Consider the following 15,153-nt stretch of genomic DNA (forward strand, 5'->3'; position numbering starts at 1 on the left):
CTTGGGCTCCTGGGGAGGCTTCGCGGGGGCGGGGGTCGGGGCGGCTCACAGCTCCCCCATCCGCCGGATCACGGGAGCGACGCGCTGCACCCCGTGCCGGTAGGCCCCGCGGGCGGCGCGGCGCACGATCTGCCGGACCGGGCCCGGCTCCTTGTCGGCGGCGGGCGCGCCCGGCAGCGGGGTGCCGTCGGGGCCGAGGTGGTGGCGGGCGAGGATGCCGGGCAGATAGCCGGGCGCGGTGCCGGGCGTGTAGTACGGGGTCAGCGGGGGCAGTCCGCCGGGCCGGTCGAGCAGCTTGGCGATGCGCTCGCGGGCGGCGTCGAAGGCGTTCGCGTACGAGCCGTCGGCGGCCACGCCCTGCCGGGCCACCCACTCCTCGTCGGGCGCGGGGCGGTGGCCCTCGTCGAGCTGGTCCCAGGAGGCGAGGCAGCCGGAGCCGACGAAGTGGTGGTTGCCGAGGCTCTCGCGGATGCCGAGGTCGGTGAGGACGACGGTCGGGATGCGGCGGTGCAGGGATTCGAGGGCGGCCGTGGAGCTGACGGTGACCAGCAGGTCGGTCCGGTCGAGCACCTCGCCCATGTGCCCGTACACCAGGCGGAAGTTGTCCGGCAGGTCCAGCTTCTGCGCCAGCTTCTGGTAGGGCAGTTCCTCGATGTGCGTGGTGTGTTCGCCGGGCCGGGAGCGGAGCTTGAGCAGCACCTCGCGCTCGGGGTGCCGGCGGGCGTGGGCGACGAGGCGCTCCAGCAGGTAGGTGCGGTCCTTGCGGCTCTCCGGGACGGAGGGCTGCGCGGCGAAGACGACCGTGAAGGGGTCGTGCTCGCCCTCGTAGGGAGCGCCGCCGAGGAACGGCAGGGCGACCTCGGTCACGCCGGAGGCGTCGGCGCCGACTCCCTCGTACACGGCGCGGAAACGCTCCGCGTCCTGGCGGGAGTTGGCGAGGACGAGGTCCGCGCCGTGCCGCAGCAGCAGGCCGTCGGCGAGCTTCTCGTAGACGACGCCGACGTAGCCGGTGACGACGGCGGGACGTGCGGTGCGGTCCTCCCAGACGCGCTTGAGGCCGTGCAGCATGGCCTGCACGCCGCCGCCGACGAGGGCGAGGACGAGGACGTCGTAGGACTCGTCGGCCATGGTGCGCAGGAACTCGACGGCGGTCACCTCGCGCAGGGAGTCGGCGCGGACGCCGACCTCCTGGAGCTGACGGGGTGTCGGGGTGGCGCGTCCGCGCAGCAGGTACCCGTCGAGCACGGCGTCCTCACCGCCGTCCCGTCCCGGAGCGATACGGTGCGCGGTGAGCGCACCCCATTTCCACCGGGTGTCGGAATCGGCGAGGACGGCGACCCTCGGGGCCTTCGAGGCCTTCGTTGTACTTGCTGGCACGTCGCAGACGCTAGGAAGCCATTCCGAGGAACCGCCCAACCGGAATACAACAAACGGTTAACAGCACATCGCCGAATGGCGAATCCGCTCGCAGGCGGCCCGGAAATGCGTCCGCTTCACTGCTTCGCCACGCGTCGTTCACCGCGAATCAAGGTGCGGGTAAAGACGAATGACGGGCCGCCGCCTAACGTCGATCGCGTGCTCAAGCTCTCCGTCATCGTGCCGTTCTACAACGTGCAGCAATACGCCCCCGACACCCTGAGAAGCCTGCGCGCGAACGCGCGTGACGACTTCGAATTCATCCTCGTCGACGACTGCTCGACCGACGGGACCCCCGACATTCTCGCGCGCGCGGAGCGTGAGCTGCCGGGCGCGGTGCTGGTCGGACACGAGCAGAACGGTGGTCTGGCGACCGCCCGCAACACCGGCATCGACCGGGCGCGCGGCGAATACGTCACCTTCCTGGACGGCGACGACTGGCTGGCGCCGGGCTACTTCGCCAGACTCGTCGACGTCATCGAGGAACTGGGCTGCGACTTCGTGCGCACCGACCACGTGCAGTGCACCGCGCGGGCCCGTTCCGTGCACCGTGTGCCGCACGGCAGGCGGGGCGTGGTGCAGAACCCGCGCGACGCGATCCTGCCCGCCCACCGCTCCACGTCCGTCGACTACGCGTACGCGTGGGCGGGCGTCTACCACCGCCGGCTGCTCGACCGCGGGCTGCTGCACTTCACCGACGGGCTGCGCACGGCCGAGGACCGGCCGTGGATCTGGAAGTTGCACCGGGAGGCGGAGTCCTTCGCGGTCACCGGGCTGCTCGGCGTCTTCTACCGGCGCGGGGTGGCCTCGTCGCTGACGCAGATCGGGGACGCCCGGCAGCTCGACTTCATCCGCGCGTTCGACCAGGTGGTCGCCGAGACCGCCGAGGACCCGGAGGCGGACAAGCTGCTTCCGAAGGCCGTACGCACCTATTGCGCCATCATTTCCCACCATCTTGGATCCATCGAAAGGTTCGAGCCGACCGTGGCCCGGAAACTGAAGGCGATGAGTACCGCCGCGCTGCGCCGCATGCCGCAGGACGCGCTCGACGAGGTGCTCGACTCGATGGACACCGAGCGCGCCACGCGGCTGCGCCGGCTGCGCCGCCGTCCGATGCCGGCCGCGGAGGTGGCGGCGTGACCACGCAGATCTTCATGGCGTCGACGCTGTACGGCACGGCCACGCTGGCCGCCGCCCTGGACGCCGGCTGCTTCGACGCCGCCGACCGGCGGATCCTGCTGGTCTCCAACAACGCGGCGAACCCGGAGACCGCGCCCGCCGTGGACGTGATGCCCGGCTTCGAGCAGCTGCGGACGCGGTTCGACGACGTCGTGTCGTGGAACGAGGCGATCTTCCCGTTCCACCCGGGCGGCTGGTCGCCGCGCGTCGAGGACGCGCCCGTCTGGGAGCGTTACCTGCGGCTGGCGTGGGGGCTCGGGGACGACGACGTGGCGCTGGCCGTGGAGTCGATCCAGGTGCAGCCCGCGCTCGGGGTGGCGCAGATGTTCCCGGACGCGCCGCTGACGGTCTACGCCGACGGCCTGATGAGCTACGGCCCGACCCGCAACAAGCTGGACCCGCTCGTCGGCACGCGCGTGGAGCGGCTGCTGCACCTCGACCTGGTGCCGGGCCTGAAGCCGCTGCTGCTCACCGAGTTCGAGGTGGAGCCGGAGGTCGTGCCGACGGCCGCGTTCACCAAGGTGCTCACCGAGCTGGTGGACACCGGCGCCGGCCTGCCGGACGTCGACGAGCCGGCGCTGCTGCTCGGGCAGTACCTGTCCGCGCTGAACATCCTCTCCGCCGACGAGGAGGAGGGCCTGCACGTACGGATGCTGAAGGGCGCCGTCGAACTGGGCCACCCGCGCGTGGTGTTCAAGCCGCACCCCTCGGCCCCGGCCCGCTTCACGCGCAGGCTGGAGGAGGAGGCCGGGAAGCTGGGCGCCGACCTCACGGTGCTGGACACGCCGGTGCTCGCCGAGGTGCTGTACCAGCGGATGCGCCCGGCGCTGGTCGTCGGCTGCTTCTCCACGGGCCTGCTCACGGCGTCCGCGCTGTACGGCCTGCCGGTCGCCCGGGTCGGCACGGAGACGCTGCTGGAGCGGCTGACGCCGTACGAGAACAGCAACCGCGTGCCGGTCACGGTGGTGGACGCGCTCCTGCCGGAGCTGACCGACAGGAGCGCGGTGACGGAGCAGCGCGGCGACATGGACACCGAGGCGCTGGCCGCGCTGGTGCGGACCGTCGGCTTCGCGATGCAGCCGAAGATCCTGCCGGAGCTGCGCGCCGAGGCCGAGGCGTATCTGGCGCGGAACCTGAACGCGCACCTGTGGCGGTACTTCAAGAAGAAGCGGCTCACTTCGCTGGGGCTGCCGGGCGGTGTGCCGAAGCAGCTGGCGTTCCTGCCGCGCAACGCCGCCGTGCGGCGGGCGGTGCGCAAGGCGCGCAGTCTGAAGCGTGCCGTGCGGCGCTGAAACACCTCGGAACCGGCCCCTTTTCCCCCGCTTTCCTCCCGCACTGCGGGGGGATTTCGGGAACATCCGGGCAGCGAAAGCGACCTCCAAGTGAACTCGTCGGTACTACAAGGCGAATCGTCGGTCCGCCGGCGAATTCGTTTCCGCGATTCGGACTAATGTGCTGGCGCACCCACGTGAAGGGAATTTCCTTGACCAGCACTGCCGTCCGCCCCGCCGTCGAAGTCCCCGTCGGGCCGGCGCGGACCCGGCCGCCCCGCCACGACCGGCTGCGCGCCCTGGACGGACTGCGCCTCCTGGCCGCGCTGATGGTGGCGGCGTACCACTACGGCGGCCGGGACGGCGAGGTCACCGAGGCCTGGGGCAGCTCGCCCGCGCGGCAGTTCCCGACGCTGCACGAGTTCTTCGCCTACGGCTGTCTCGGCGTGCAGGTGTTCTTCGTGATCAGCGGTTTCGTGATCTGCATGAGCGGCTGGGGGCGGCCCCTGAAGTCGTTCTTCGCCTCCCGCGCGTCCCGGCTGCTGCCCGCCTACTGGGTGGCGGTGATCCTGGTGACGGCGGTGTTCGCGCTGCCGGTCGTCGCCTACCAGGCGGTGTCGCCGAGCGACGCGCTGGTGAACCTGACGATGCTTCAGCAGCCGCTGGGCGTGGACCGGGTGCTCGGGGTGTGCTGGACGCTGTGGGCGGAGGTGCGGTTCTACGCGCTGTTCGCGCTGTGCGTCGTGCTGCCGGGCGCGACCAGGCGGCGCGTGATCATGTTCTGCGCGGGCTGGACCCTGGCGGCGGTGATCGCGGAGGCCGCGAACGAGCCGCTGCTCGACCTGGTGTTGATGCCGGAGTACGCGCCGTTCTTCATCGGCGGCATCGGCCTGTACCTCGTGCACCGCGACCGGCGGGACGCCTACGCCTGGGGCATCGTGGGCGTGAGCTGGCTGATCGGGCAGCACTACGCGGTCGAGAGCCTGTGGCACGCCCCGGACGCCGGCGGGTTCTCCTACCGCTCCTCGCTCGGGATCGCCGCCGTCGTGACGTTCGGCTTCGTGGCGGTCGCGGCGATCGCGCTGGGCCGGCTGGCCTGGGCGAACTGGCGCTGGCTGACCGTGGCGGGCGCGCTCACCTACCCGTTCTACCTGGTCCACGAGCACCTCGGCTGGGTGGTGATCCACGCCCTGCACATCGGTCTCGGGCTGCCGTCAGCGGTGACCTTCGTGCTGACCGTGGTGGTCATGCTGGTGCTGGCCCGGCTGCTCAACCGGTTCGTCGAGGAACCGCTCACGCCCCGTCTGCGCACGGCTTTGGCCAAGGCTCGTTGAGCTGTTCACGTGACGTTCAGCCCGGGGTCAGTTCGCGCGCGCCACAGTGAGCAGGCTCACTCCATGGCCAACGCACAAGCAACCCAGACGCTGCCGGGCGAGCTGAACGACGTACCTGGCTGGTTCCCTCCCCTCGACCAGATGCTGTTCACCTGGTTCCTCGACCGCCAGGAGGCCGGCGGCGTCCGCGGTGACCTGCTGGAGCTCGGCGCGTACATGGGCAAGAGCGCGATCCTGCTCGGCGCCCACCGGCGCGCCGACGAGCGGTTCACCGTCTGCGACCTCTTCGAGAGCGACGCCCCGGACGGGGCCAACCAGGCGGAGACCTCGAAGTCGTACGCCTCCCTCACCCGGCAGGCCTTCGAGCGGAACTACCTGTCCTTCCACGACGAGCTGCCGAGGGTGCTCCAGGCGCCCAGCTCCGTGATCTCCGGCGAGGTCGAGCCCGGCACCTGCCGCTTCGTCCACATCGACGCCTCGCACCTGTACGAGCACGTCCACGGCGACATCGGCGCGGCCCGCGACATCCTGCGGCCGGACGGCATCGTGGTCCTCGACGACTTCCGCTCCGAGCACACGCCGGGCGTCGCGGTCGCCGTCTGGGAGGCCGTGCTCAACCGGGGCCTGAAGCCCATCTGCCTGAGCACCCAGAAGCTGTACGGCACCTGGGGCGACCCCGAACCGGTCCAGGAGGAGTTGCTGGCGATGCTGCGCGGACGGGACGACTGCGGCCTGAGCGTCCAGCACGCGGCGGGGCACCGGCTGGTGCGGGCGCGGTCCCGGGGCGTGCAGCCCCCGCCGTTCCCGCGCTCGAAGCACTATGTGGCGCCCGAACCGGCGACGCCCGTCACCCCGTCGGCCCCCGCGGCCTCCGCCTCGCGCGCCCCGGCCCCGGCACCCCGCCGGCCGCGCTCGCGGGCCCGCAAGCTCGCGTTGGACCTGCTGCCCCCGCTGCTGGTGCGCGCCCTGCGGCGGGCTCGCGCCCGCCGCGCCTGACACGGCCGGCCGCGTGGCCTCTTCCCCACAGCCCTACGCGCTGGCCAGCGACAGCTTCACGGCGAACCCGAGGAACAGCGCTCCCGCCGCCGACGTCGCCGCGGCCGTCAGGCGCCTGCGGCGGCGGAAGGCGGCGGCCAGCTTCGTGCCGCCGAATATCAGCGCGGTGAGGTAGAGGAAGCTGGCGAGCTGGGCGAGGGTGCCGAGGACGACGAAGGACAGGGCGGGATAGGCGTAGCCCGGGTCGACGAACTGGACGAAGAAGGCGACGAAGAACAGGATCGCCTTCGGGTTGAAGACGCTGATGACCAGGGCGCGGCGGAACGGCCGCTCGTCGGGGGCGGCGGGTCGGGCCCCGTCGGCCCCGGAGGGTTCCCGCCGCGTCCGCCACATGTCCGCGGCGGCCCGCAGCAGGCCTATCGCGAGCCAGGTGAGGTATCCGGCGCCGGCCCACTTCACTATCCCGAACAGCAGGGCGTTGGCCTGGAGCAGGGACGCGACGCCGGCCGCCGACAGCGTCATCAGCACCGTGTCGCCGCACCAGACGCCGGCCGCGGCGGTGTAGCCCGCACGCACCCCGCGCCGGGCGGCGACGGACAGCACGTACAGCGAGTTGGGACCCGGCAGCAGGACGATGAGGATCAGACCTGCCAGGTAGGTGGGGAGATCGATGACACCGAACATGGACAGGAGTGTCGCACGCGAGTACGACACTCCGGACCGCCTGTGGACAACTCCGCGAAAGCGCTGGTCAGAACGCGTCGGAGGGCACGTACGTCCCCCAGACCTCCCGCAGGGCGTTGCAGACTTCGCCGACGGTGGCGCGGGCGCGCAGGGCGTCCTTCATGGGGTAGAGGACGTTGTCCTCGCCCTCGGCGGCCTTCTTCAGGGCGACCAGGGCGGCATCGACGGCCTGCTGGTCGCGTTCGGCGCGGAGCTTCGCCAGCCGCTCCGCCTGCTGCGCCTCGATGGCCGGGTCGACGCGGAGCGGCTCGTACGGTTCCTCCTCGTCGAGCTGGAAGCGGTTGACGCCGACGACCACGCGCTCGCCCGCGTCGGTCTCCTGCGCGATCCGGTAGGCGCTGCGCTCGATCTCGCCCTTCTGGAAGCCGTGCTCGATCGCGTTGACCGCGCCGCCCAGCTCCTCGACCTTCTCCATCAGCTCCAGCGCCGCCGCCTCGACGTCGTCGGTCATCTTCTCCACGACGTAGGAGCCGGCGAACGGGTCCACCGTCGCCGTCACGTCCGTCTCGTAGGCCAGCACCTGCTGCGTGCGCAGCGCGAGGCGGGCCGACTTGTCGGTGGGCAGGGCGATGGCCTCGTCGAAGGAGTTGGTGTGCAGGGACTGCGTGCCGCCCAGCACCGCGGCCAGGCCCTGCACCGCCACACGCACCAGGTTCACCTCCGGCTGCTGGGCCGTCAGTGCCACCCCTGCCGTCTGCGTGTGGAAGCGCAGCATCAGCGACTTGGGGTTCTTCGCGCCGAACTCCTCGCGCATCACCCGCGCCCAGATCCGGCGGGCGGCACGGAACTTGGCGACCTCCTCCAGGATCGTCGTCCGCGCGACGAAGAAGAACGACAGCCGCGGGGCGAAGTCGTCGACGTCCATGCCGGCCGCGACGGCGGTACGGACGTACTCGATGCCGTCGGCCAGCGTGAACGCGATCTCCTGCGCGGGCGACGCGCCCGCCTCGGCCATGTGGTAGCCGGAGATCGAGATGGTGTTCCACTTCGGGATCTCGGCCCGGCAGTACTTGAAGATGTCCGCGATCAGCCGCAGCGAGGGTTTCGGCGGGAAGATGTACGTGCCCCGGGCGATGTACTCCTTGAGCACGTCGTTCTGGATGGTCCCCGTCAGCTTGTCGGCGCTGACGCCCTGCTCCTCGGCGACGAGTTGGTACAGCAGCAGCAGTACCGCGGCGGGGGCGTTGATCGTCATCGACGTGGAGACCTTGTCCAGCGGGATCCCGCCGAACAGCACCCGCATGTCGTCGATCGAGTCGATCGCGACACCGACCTTGCCGACCTCGCCCGAGGCGATCGGCGCGTCGGAGTCGTGGCCCATCTGCGTCGGCAGGTCGAACGCCACCGACAGGCCCATCGTGCCGTTGGCGATGAGCTGCTTGTAACGGGCGTTCGACTCCGCAGCGGTGCCGAAGCCGGCGTACTGGCGCATCGTCCAGGGCCGGCCCGTGTACATCGACGGGTACACACCGCGCGTGAAGGGGTACTGGCCGGGCTCGCCCAGCTTCTCCGCGGGGTCCCAGCCCTCAAGGGACTCCGGTCCGTAGACCGGCTCGATGGGCAGTCCGGACTCCGACTCGCGCGCCATGGTGTTGATGCCTCCCGCTGAGCGATGTTTCGGGTTACCCGCCGGTTACTTGCCGGTACGGCGACCCTTCGACGGACTGTAGCGGCGGGCGTGCACCCCGTGGAGGGGCACCCGCTGGGACCTTGCTCACAGCCATCTTGCGGCACCGGTCACACCGATGTCGCGCGGCCCGCCCCGCGTTGTTCGCGGCCGCCGCGTCCGGGGAACAACTCAGTGACGCCGGGTCACGCCCGGCACACCGGGGAGAGGTGGGGGGCCAAGGTGCGGATCAGGGGCATGGGCAGGGGCGTCGTGACGCTCGTGGCGCTGGCCGCGGTGGGCGGCGCGGGCGCGCTGAGCGGCTGCAAGGTGGAGCCGGCCCAGGGGCAGGGCGAACCGGGCGCCCCGATCCGCGTCGAGCTGCCGGACGGCACCCCGTCCGCGCGCGGTTCCGCCTCCGGCGCCGACCGGGACGGCGACCAGGACGACGGCAGACCGGCGCGGCGGCCGGCGGCCCCGGTGCTGTGGTCGCGCGGCGCCAGCGGCCCGGACGTCCGCGAACTCCAGGCGCGGCTGCGCCAGGTGGAGTGGCTGCACGACGGGCCGACGGGGACGTACGACGACCTCACCGAGCGGGCCGTCAGGGGCTTCCAGGGCAAGCGCGGGCTGCCCCGCACCGGTGCGATGGACCGGGTCACCTGGCAGCGGCTGCTCGGGATGACGCACGAGCCGGGGAAGTGGGAGCTGTACCTGATGGGCGGGCAGCCGCCGGACGCGCCGGACCCGCGCTGTCTGACCGGCCGGGTGCTGTGCGTCAGCAAGACGAGCCGGACGCTGCGCTGGATGGTCGACGGGCGGACCCTGTCCACGACGGAGGTCCGCTTCGGGTCGCGGGGCACGCCGACCCGCGAGGGGGTGTTCCGGGTGTACTGGAAGTCCCGCGAGCACTGGTCGACGCTCTACGACTCGCCGATGCCGTACGCGATGTTCTTCAGCGGGGGTCAGGCCGTGCACTTCTCGGCCGACTTCGCCGCGCGCGGCTACGCGGGTGCCTCGCACGGCTGCGTCAACGTGCGGGACGAGCGGGCGATCGCGGCGCTGTACGCGCAGGTGAGGAACGGCGACAAGGTCGTCGTGCACTGGTGAGGGTGTCGTGCACCGGTGAGAGTGAGGCGCGGGCGGGACCGGGGGAACGTGTCCCGCCCGCGCAAGGTGCACGAGCCGTGGGTACGGGGGGAACCCCGGCTCTGTGCGACGGCCGATGACCAGTCGGCTCACTCAGTACTGCGCGCGGGCGGCCGAAAGTGTCACACCCTTGGCGCAGAAAAATCTATGACCCGCGAAATCGCAGGTCATAGGGGCGCCAGGGAGGCGGAAGAGGCGCGGGGTGCGACGGGTACGACGGGCGCCGGGGAGAAGGCGGTGGAGCCCGGCCGGTCAGAGGCCGGTGTCGAGCGTGGTGGTGTCCGCCGGTTCGGCGGGTGCGGTCACCGTCGTGGGCGTGCTGGAGACGGTCGGCGTGTCGGACGTGGCCGGCAGGGCGGCGCCGTCGGAGCGGCGGCCGTCGCCGGGAGTCGTGCCGAGGCCGTCCTCGACGGCGCCCTTGCGGCCCTGCTCGCCGGATCCGCCCCGCTCGTCGCGGCCCTTGCCGCCGTCCGGCTCGGAGGCGCCGTCGCCGGTGTCCCGGTCCTCGCGCTCCCCGGCGCCGCCGCCCGCCTCGGCCAGGACGCCCTCGCAGTACTTCCACACGCGTGTGGCGCTGCCCGCCGCGCCCTCCAGGACGCGCTTGCGGTCGACGCCGATGTCCTTGCCGTCCCGTATGTCGCGGCAGGCGGAGGCGATGCGCTCGACCTGCTCGGCAGCGGCGGCGGTGTCCCGCTCCTGCTCGCCGGGCGTGGCGTCGCGGCCGGTGCCCTGACCTCCGCCGCCCGCCTCGTCCCGGCCGCCGCCGCCCGTGGCGCCGGGCGCGGCGTCGTCCGGGGATGCGCCGGGGGTGGTCTCGCCGTGCGCGGAGCCGTCCGGCGAGGGGGACACCAGCGGCTGCTCGGTCTCGGCGACCGACACCGAGGTCGCGGGTTCCGGTTCGTCCACGCGGAACGGCGAGGGAAGCGCTCCGGTGCCCGCCGCGACAGCGACGCCGCCGACCGTGCCGACGGCCAGCGCGGCGGCCAGTCCGAGGCGCGCGGGCCTGCCCCAGCGGCGGCGCTCCTGTCCGCCGCGGCGGCCGAGGCGGACCACTCCGATCCGTGCGGCGGCACCCGCGCCGTGCCCGGGCACGGGCGCGGACACGGCGCCGCGCTCGGCGTGCACCTTGCGGAAGGCCGCCAACGCGGCGGCCTCACCGGGGAGTTCCTCGCTGGTCAGCGGGGGCGGCGCGGACAGGGCGCCCAGGGTTTCGGCAAGCTGCTCGACCCGCTCGCGGGCGGCGGCGTCGACAGCATCGAGGGGCTCTCCGCTCAGCAAACGCTCCGCCGTTTCGCGGTCCAGCCACCTGTACTGCTCGTCGGCCATCACATGTCCTTCTGCGTCCGCGCGCCCGTATCCGTCACACCTGCGGACGTCACGGGACGGCCGCGCGGTTGTCTCTGGGGCGGCAGCGCGTCGAGCCCAGCGGCCGATTCCGGATCGCCGCCGAGCAGCTCGGCGAGGCGCTTCAGACCGCGGTGCGCCGCGGTGCGCACGGCGCCGGGCCGCTTGCCGAGCGTCTCGGCGGCGGACTTGGCGTCCAGGCCCACGACCACCCGCAGCACGACCGCCTCGGCCTGGTCCTGGGGCAGCTGGGAGATGAGGGAGAACGCGCTGTCGGTGGCCAGCGCCTCCATGGCCTCGACCGCGGTGTCGGACTCGGCGGCCCACCCGGCCAGTTCCGTCTCGTCGCCGCCCACGGCGGGGCGGCGGCCGCGCATCCGTATGTGGTCCAGGGCGCGGTTGCGGGCGATGCGGGCGGCCCAGCCGCGGAACCGGTCGACGTCGCCGCTGAACCTCTCCAGGTCGCGGGCGATCTGGAGCCAGGCCTCGGAGGTGACGTCCTCGGCGTCCGGGTCGCCGACGAGCGTCCGTACGTATCCGAGCAGACGCGGGTGCACGGCGCGGTACACAGTCCGGAACGCGGTCTCGTCCCCGGACTGTGCCGCGTGCACCGCGGCCGTCAGCTCCGCGTCGTCCCCCAGCACCGCGCCCCTCTTGCGCCTGAGCCGGCGCTCTCGCAGACCGGATTCTCGCCGTCGTGGTTCTTCGATCCCTGCTTGCGGTTGAAGTCCGCAGGTGGTCGCGGTGGTCGGTCCGCGTCCGCACCGGCGCGCTCGGCACGTTACGGCGTGACACCGCTCCCCGTCCATGTTGGTACAAGACGCAACCAACTCGTGACGCAGGGGGTGTGACAGAAAACGCACCCGCGGCGCTGTAGAGAGTACGGGCCGCCGCGCGGCCCGTGCCGCGCGACGGCCGGGGCCTCTCCTGTGGGGGGTGGCGGCCCCGGCCGTTGCCTTGGCTTCAGTGCGCTGACCCGCGGCGATGTGCACTCCTCCTCGGGGCCGAGAGCGCCTCACACAGCGATGAGCCGAATCCGGTCGCCACAGAGTTTGGCCATGTCGTCGATGTCGGACGTCAGCATGACCACGGGCCGCTGTTGCCGCAGAGCGGCCTCGGCCACGGCTGCGTCGATGGCGTACTTGTGACCGTGCAGCCCTGCCCCCGTCAACAGCGCCGAGGCAGCCTTCGCCTCCTCATCGCCCACCGGGATCACCCGCAGGCCGGACAGCAGCCAACTCAGCCGGGCCTTGTTCGTACGGGCGTGGACGGCTTCGATGATGGTGAGCGAGCAGATCACCGCCTCCATACCGCGGGAGCGCGCCTCCGCGACCAGCGCCACCACCGTCTCGTCATCGGCGAGCAGCTTGGAGAGCCCTTCGCTGTCCAGGACCAGTGTCCCCTCGTGGCTCAGCTTGCGGCGGGCCACTGGTCTTCCTCGGCGAACACCTCGTCGAAAACCTGCCGCGCCTGCTGTCGCGCCTGCTCGGAGACCGGCCCGTTGCGGCTCTCGTAGTCGGCCAGATACTCGTCGAGCACCTGCCCCCGCAGCTCCCGCTCGACGGCCGCGGCGATGAACGCGGAGAACTCCCGCTTACCGACCCGCGCCCGGATCGCCTCCGCGGTCCCCTCGGGCAAGGAGAGGCTGACCCGCGTCGCCGGCCCCTCACCGATGCTGTACGTCGTCTCGGACATGACCTCATTGTGTCAAACAAGTAGGAAACCAGAAAGCCGATGCGGGCCCGTCCGCCCCCCGGGGGGTCTATCAGGGGAGCAAAGGGCGCCTCATGTCCCGTGAGCACGGGCACCAGCGGGTTACGTCAACACCACCCGCGCGGACGTCGCCCTAATCGTTGCGGGCGGCGTCCTTGTCCGGTTCCGGGCGGCTGTCGCCCGCCTCCCCGGCGTTCTCCGTGACGCCGCCGCGGTCGGCGGCCGTCGGTGTGGCGGGGGCCGGCCCGGTGGGGTTCACGGGGGCGTTCGTCGTGGGGGCCGCCGGGATGTCCGGGGTCGCCGGCGCCGGGACGTCCGGGTCGGTCGCGGCGGCGGAGCCGACGGGCGTGCCGCCCGGTGTCGCGCCGGGCCCGCTCTCGTCCTCGGCCTCGGCCAGCTCGCGGGCGCAGAACGCGTCGACCTTCTTCTCGCCGCCCGCCACGTCGACGAGCCGCCGCCAGGCCGTCGCCTCCAGGCTCTTGCCGCGCTCCTTGACCTCCTCGTATGCGCGGCAGCGGGCCTCGGTGTCGCGGGCGGTCTCCGGGTGGTCGTGCGAGGCGGAGGCGGACGGCGACGCCGGGGCGGCGGAGCCGGCACCCTGCCGGCCGGGGGCACCCGCCGAGGAGCCGGGCGGGCGCCGTACGTCGTCGGCGCCCCGCGAGGAGGAGTCGGTGCCGCCGATCGCCGCGAACGCGACGCCGCCGAGGGTGCAGCCGGCGAGCAGCACCGACAGGGCCGTCCTGAGCGACCGGCCGGCGAACCGTCTGCGGGGCCGCCAGTCGTCCCTGCGGCGGGTACGGGCCCGGTGCGCGCCGGCGTCCCGGGCGGCGCGGAACGCGTGCACGGCGCGCTGTTCGGCCTCGTCGTCGACGACGTGGCCGGCGCGCAGCGCGGCCGTGAGGAGCGCCTCGAAGGCGGCGTCGGGCGCGGGATCGCCGGGGTGCGCGCGCCGACGGCCGGTACGCCCGCCGTCGCTGTGCTGTTCACCCATGTCCGTGTCCGTCCTCGCCTGTTCCGCCCGCGCTGCCGCTGGTCGCCTGTCTCCGTCCGGGCTTGTCACCGGTCCGTGTCGCACGCATGCCCGTCCGCCCATGGATACGGGTGGACCCGCCCTGCCCGTTCGGCCTTTTCGGCCTTTTCGGCCCGCCCGGCCCGGAGCCGGGGCCGCCGGTCGCGGCGAAGTTCATGTCGACTCCCCCAGCGTCCGGGGAGCCTCATCCGTCACACCCTCCACGCCGAGCTGCTTGGCGAGCCGTTTCAGTCCCCGGTAGGCGGCGGTGCGTACGGCGCCGGGCCGCTTGCCCAGGACGCGGGCGGCGGCCGGGCCGTCCAGGCCGATGACGACCCGCAGCAGCACGGCCTCGGCCTGGTCGCGGGGCAGGTCCCGGACCAGGCTCAGCGCGCGCTCGGTGGACAACGACTCCACCACCTGCTCGTGCGTGCTGTGCGGGCCGGGCAGTTCCAGGACGTCCTGTTCGAGCGTCGTCGCCTGGGGCCGCACCCGTCGGCGGCGCAGGTGGTCCAGCCCCCGGTGCCGGGCGATCGTGGCGGTCCAGCCGCGGAAGCCGGCGCCGTCACCCTTGAAGCGCCCCAGGTCCCGGGCGATCTCCAGCCAGGCGTCGGACGCCACGTCCTCGGCCTCGTCCCCGACGAGGCCGCGCAGATAACCGAGCAGTCCGGGCTGCACGAGCCGGTAGGCGACCGCGAAAGCGGCCTCGTCGCCTTCCTGGGCCCGCGCGACGGCCGCGCCCAATTCCCCGTCGTACGCCTGTGCGCGGCGGGGTTCCCCTCCGTGGCCCAAGAATCGTCCTCGTCCGTACCGAGTGAGTGGCGGTTCCGCGTCGTGCGGCACGTTCGGCCGTGCCCACGCCCCCACGGTCATCAGCGTCGGACCTCACAGAAGTGTCACAGGTCACCCCGCGTACCCGGAGCAACACGCGCCCCCGGTGGCTCAGGCGGCGACGCGTCCGGCGCGGCGCGCCCTGCCGTGCAGTGTCAGGTAGAAGGTCTGCAGGGAGTCCTCCGGGGCACCCGCCCGGAAGCGGTTGTGGACCTTGCCGAGCGGGTTCCAGACCCGCCCGTCCGGCATCCGCACCCCGACCGGCTGGCCGAAGTAGGAGCGCTGCTCGGCGTCGAAGTCCACCCACTCGGCGCCCGCCCGGCGCACGAGGACCTCGCCGACGTACGCGCCGAGGCCGAACAGCGCGCCGTGCGCGCGCTCGTGGTCGGCGCCGCCCTTGCGCAGGCCGTCGATGAGGAAGTCGACGACGCGCAGGCTGGCCTCGGAGCAGTCGAGGGGGAGCCGGCCCTGGGCGGTGACGCGCGCGACGAAGGTTCTGGCGCAGGCCCGCATCCCGGCCGCGTCCGGCGTGCCTCGGTCGGCTGTCGTCATGGGACCCCACCC

General features: G+C 72.7%; 15 protein-coding genes. 5 read left to right on the forward strand and 10 right to left on the reverse strand.

The window, feature by feature from the left end:
* Positions 1–45: 45 nt before the first annotated feature.
* Positions 46–1,377, reverse strand: a complete 1,332-nt coding sequence (locus ACZ7D7_RS02705; RefSeq protein WP_470821764.1) for a DUF6716 putative glycosyltransferase — start codon at positions 1,375–1,377, stop codon at positions 46–48.
* Between the two features lie 198 nt (positions 1,378–1,575).
* On the opposite strand from ACZ7D7_RS02705, the gene ACZ7D7_RS02710 reads away from it, so the two are divergent.
* The 4 genes from ACZ7D7_RS02710 to ACZ7D7_RS02725 all read left to right on the forward strand — a co-directional run bounded on the left by ACZ7D7_RS02710 (position 1,576) and on the right by ACZ7D7_RS02725 (position 6,196).
* A complete protein-coding gene (locus ACZ7D7_RS02710) occupies positions 1,576–2,556 on the forward strand; it encodes a glycosyltransferase family 2 protein (RefSeq protein ID WP_470821766.1) in 981 nt (326 codons plus the stop codon).
* Positions 2,553–3,887, forward strand: coding sequence for a polysialyltransferase family glycosyltransferase (locus tag ACZ7D7_RS02715; RefSeq protein WP_470821768.1), 1,335 nt, complete (start codon positions 2,553–2,555; stop codon positions 3,885–3,887). The genes ACZ7D7_RS02710 and ACZ7D7_RS02715 overlap by 4 nt, the downstream gene beginning before the upstream one ends.
* Before the next feature lie 191 nt (positions 3,888–4,078).
* On the forward strand, positions 4,079–5,200 hold the full coding sequence (locus ACZ7D7_RS02720) for an acyltransferase family protein (RefSeq protein ID WP_470821770.1): 1,122 nt from the start codon (positions 4,079–4,081) through the stop codon (positions 5,198–5,200).
* Between the two features lie 63 nt (positions 5,201–5,263).
* Positions 5,264–6,196, forward strand: coding sequence for a class I SAM-dependent methyltransferase (locus ACZ7D7_RS02725; protein WP_470821771.1), 933 nt, complete (start codon positions 5,264–5,266; stop codon positions 6,194–6,196).
* 33 nt (positions 6,197–6,229) lie between these two features.
* On the opposite strand, the gene leuE is transcribed toward ACZ7D7_RS02725, so the two are convergent.
* A complete protein-coding gene (gene leuE / locus ACZ7D7_RS02730) occupies positions 6,230–6,880 on the reverse strand; it encodes a leucine efflux protein LeuE (protein ID WP_470821773.1) in 651 nt (216 codons plus the stop codon).
* A 67-nt stretch (positions 6,881–6,947) separates the two neighbouring features.
* The gene (locus ACZ7D7_RS02735; protein WP_470821774.1) at positions 6,948–8,528 is read right to left on the reverse strand and encodes an acyl-CoA mutase large subunit family protein; all 1,581 of its coding nucleotides are present in this window, start codon (positions 8,526–8,528) and stop codon (positions 6,948–6,950) included.
* A gap of 276 nt (positions 8,529–8,804) precedes the next feature.
* On the opposite strand from ACZ7D7_RS02735, the gene ACZ7D7_RS02740 reads away from it, so the two are divergent.
* Entirely contained in the window at positions 8,805–9,653 is an 849-nt protein-coding gene (locus ACZ7D7_RS02740) for a L,D-transpeptidase family protein (protein ID WP_470821776.1), read from the forward strand.
* A gap of 291 nt (positions 9,654–9,944) precedes the next feature.
* Here the strand turns inward: ACZ7D7_RS02740 and ACZ7D7_RS02745 are convergent, their stop codons facing one another.
* The 7 genes from ACZ7D7_RS02745 to ACZ7D7_RS02775 all read right to left on the reverse strand — a co-directional run bounded on the left by ACZ7D7_RS02745 (position 9,945) and on the right by ACZ7D7_RS02775 (position 15,141).
* On the reverse strand, positions 9,945–11,018 hold the full coding sequence (locus ACZ7D7_RS02745) for an extensin (RefSeq protein ID WP_470821777.1): 1,074 nt from the start codon (positions 11,016–11,018) through the stop codon (positions 9,945–9,947).
* Positions 11,018–11,680 carry an RNA polymerase sigma factor gene (locus ACZ7D7_RS02750; RefSeq protein WP_470821779.1) on the reverse strand — a complete coding sequence of 221 codons (663 nt, stop codon included), beginning with the start codon at positions 11,678–11,680 and terminating at the stop codon, positions 11,018–11,020. The genes ACZ7D7_RS02745 and ACZ7D7_RS02750 overlap by 1 nt, the downstream gene beginning before the upstream one ends.
* 371 nt (positions 11,681–12,051) lie before the next feature.
* Positions 12,052–12,465 (reverse strand): DNA-binding protein, encoded by a 414-nt coding sequence (locus ACZ7D7_RS02755; RefSeq protein ID WP_470821780.1) that lies wholly within the window; start codon positions 12,463–12,465, stop codon positions 12,052–12,054.
* On the reverse strand, positions 12,447–12,731 hold the full coding sequence (locus tag ACZ7D7_RS02760; protein WP_362159489.1) for a hypothetical protein: 285 nt from the start codon (positions 12,729–12,731) through the stop codon (positions 12,447–12,449). Before ACZ7D7_RS02760 ends, ACZ7D7_RS02755 begins: the two co-directional genes overlap by 19 nt.
* Before the next feature lie 151 nt (positions 12,732–12,882).
* Positions 12,883–13,740, reverse strand: coding sequence for a hypothetical protein (locus tag ACZ7D7_RS02765; protein WP_470821782.1), 858 nt, complete (start codon positions 13,738–13,740; stop codon positions 12,883–12,885).
* Between the two features lie 192 nt (positions 13,741–13,932).
* Positions 13,933–14,550, reverse strand: a complete 618-nt coding sequence (locus ACZ7D7_RS02770) for an RNA polymerase sigma factor (RefSeq protein ID WP_470821783.1) — start codon at positions 14,548–14,550, stop codon at positions 13,933–13,935.
* 150 nt (positions 14,551–14,700) lie between these two features.
* Entirely contained in the window at positions 14,701–15,141 is a 441-nt protein-coding gene (locus tag ACZ7D7_RS02775) for a hypothetical protein (protein WP_470821785.1), read from the reverse strand.
* Between the last annotated feature and the right edge of the window lie 12 nt (positions 15,142–15,153).

It is taken from the genome of Streptomyces sp. NPDC037054 (genome assembly GCF_055606745.1).

What these genes read in the sequence shown, in the direction of transcription:
- ACZ7D7_RS02725 (WP_470821771.1), top strand. Translation starts at nt 5,264, where the DNA reads ATGGCCAACGCACAAGCAACCCAGACGCTGCCGGGCGAGCTGAACGAC.
- ACZ7D7_RS02735 (WP_470821774.1), bottom strand. Translation starts at nt 8,528, where the DNA reads ATGGCGCGCGAGTCGGAGTCCGGACTGCCCATCGAGCCGGTCTACGGA.
- ACZ7D7_RS02740 (WP_470821776.1), top strand. Translation starts at nt 8,805, where the DNA reads ATGGGCAGGGGCGTCGTGACGCTCGTGGCGCTGGCCGCGGTGGGCGGC.
- leuE (WP_470821773.1), bottom strand. Translation starts at nt 6,880, where the DNA reads ATGTTCGGTGTCATCGATCTCCCCACCTACCTGGCAGGTCTGATCCTC.
- ACZ7D7_RS02775 (WP_470821785.1), bottom strand. Translation starts at nt 15,141, where the DNA reads ATGACGACAGCCGACCGAGGCACGCCGGACGCGGCCGGGATGCGGGCC.
- ACZ7D7_RS02765 (WP_470821782.1), bottom strand. Translation starts at nt 13,740, where the DNA reads ATGGGTGAACAGCACAGCGACGGCGGGCGTACCGGCCGTCGGCGCGCG.
- ACZ7D7_RS02745 (WP_470821777.1), bottom strand. Translation starts at nt 11,018, where the DNA reads ATGGCCGACGAGCAGTACAGGTGGCTGGACCGCGAAACGGCGGAGCGT.
- ACZ7D7_RS02760 (WP_362159489.1), bottom strand. Translation starts at nt 12,731, where the DNA reads ATGTCCGAGACGACGTACAGCATCGGTGAGGGGCCGGCGACGCGGGTC.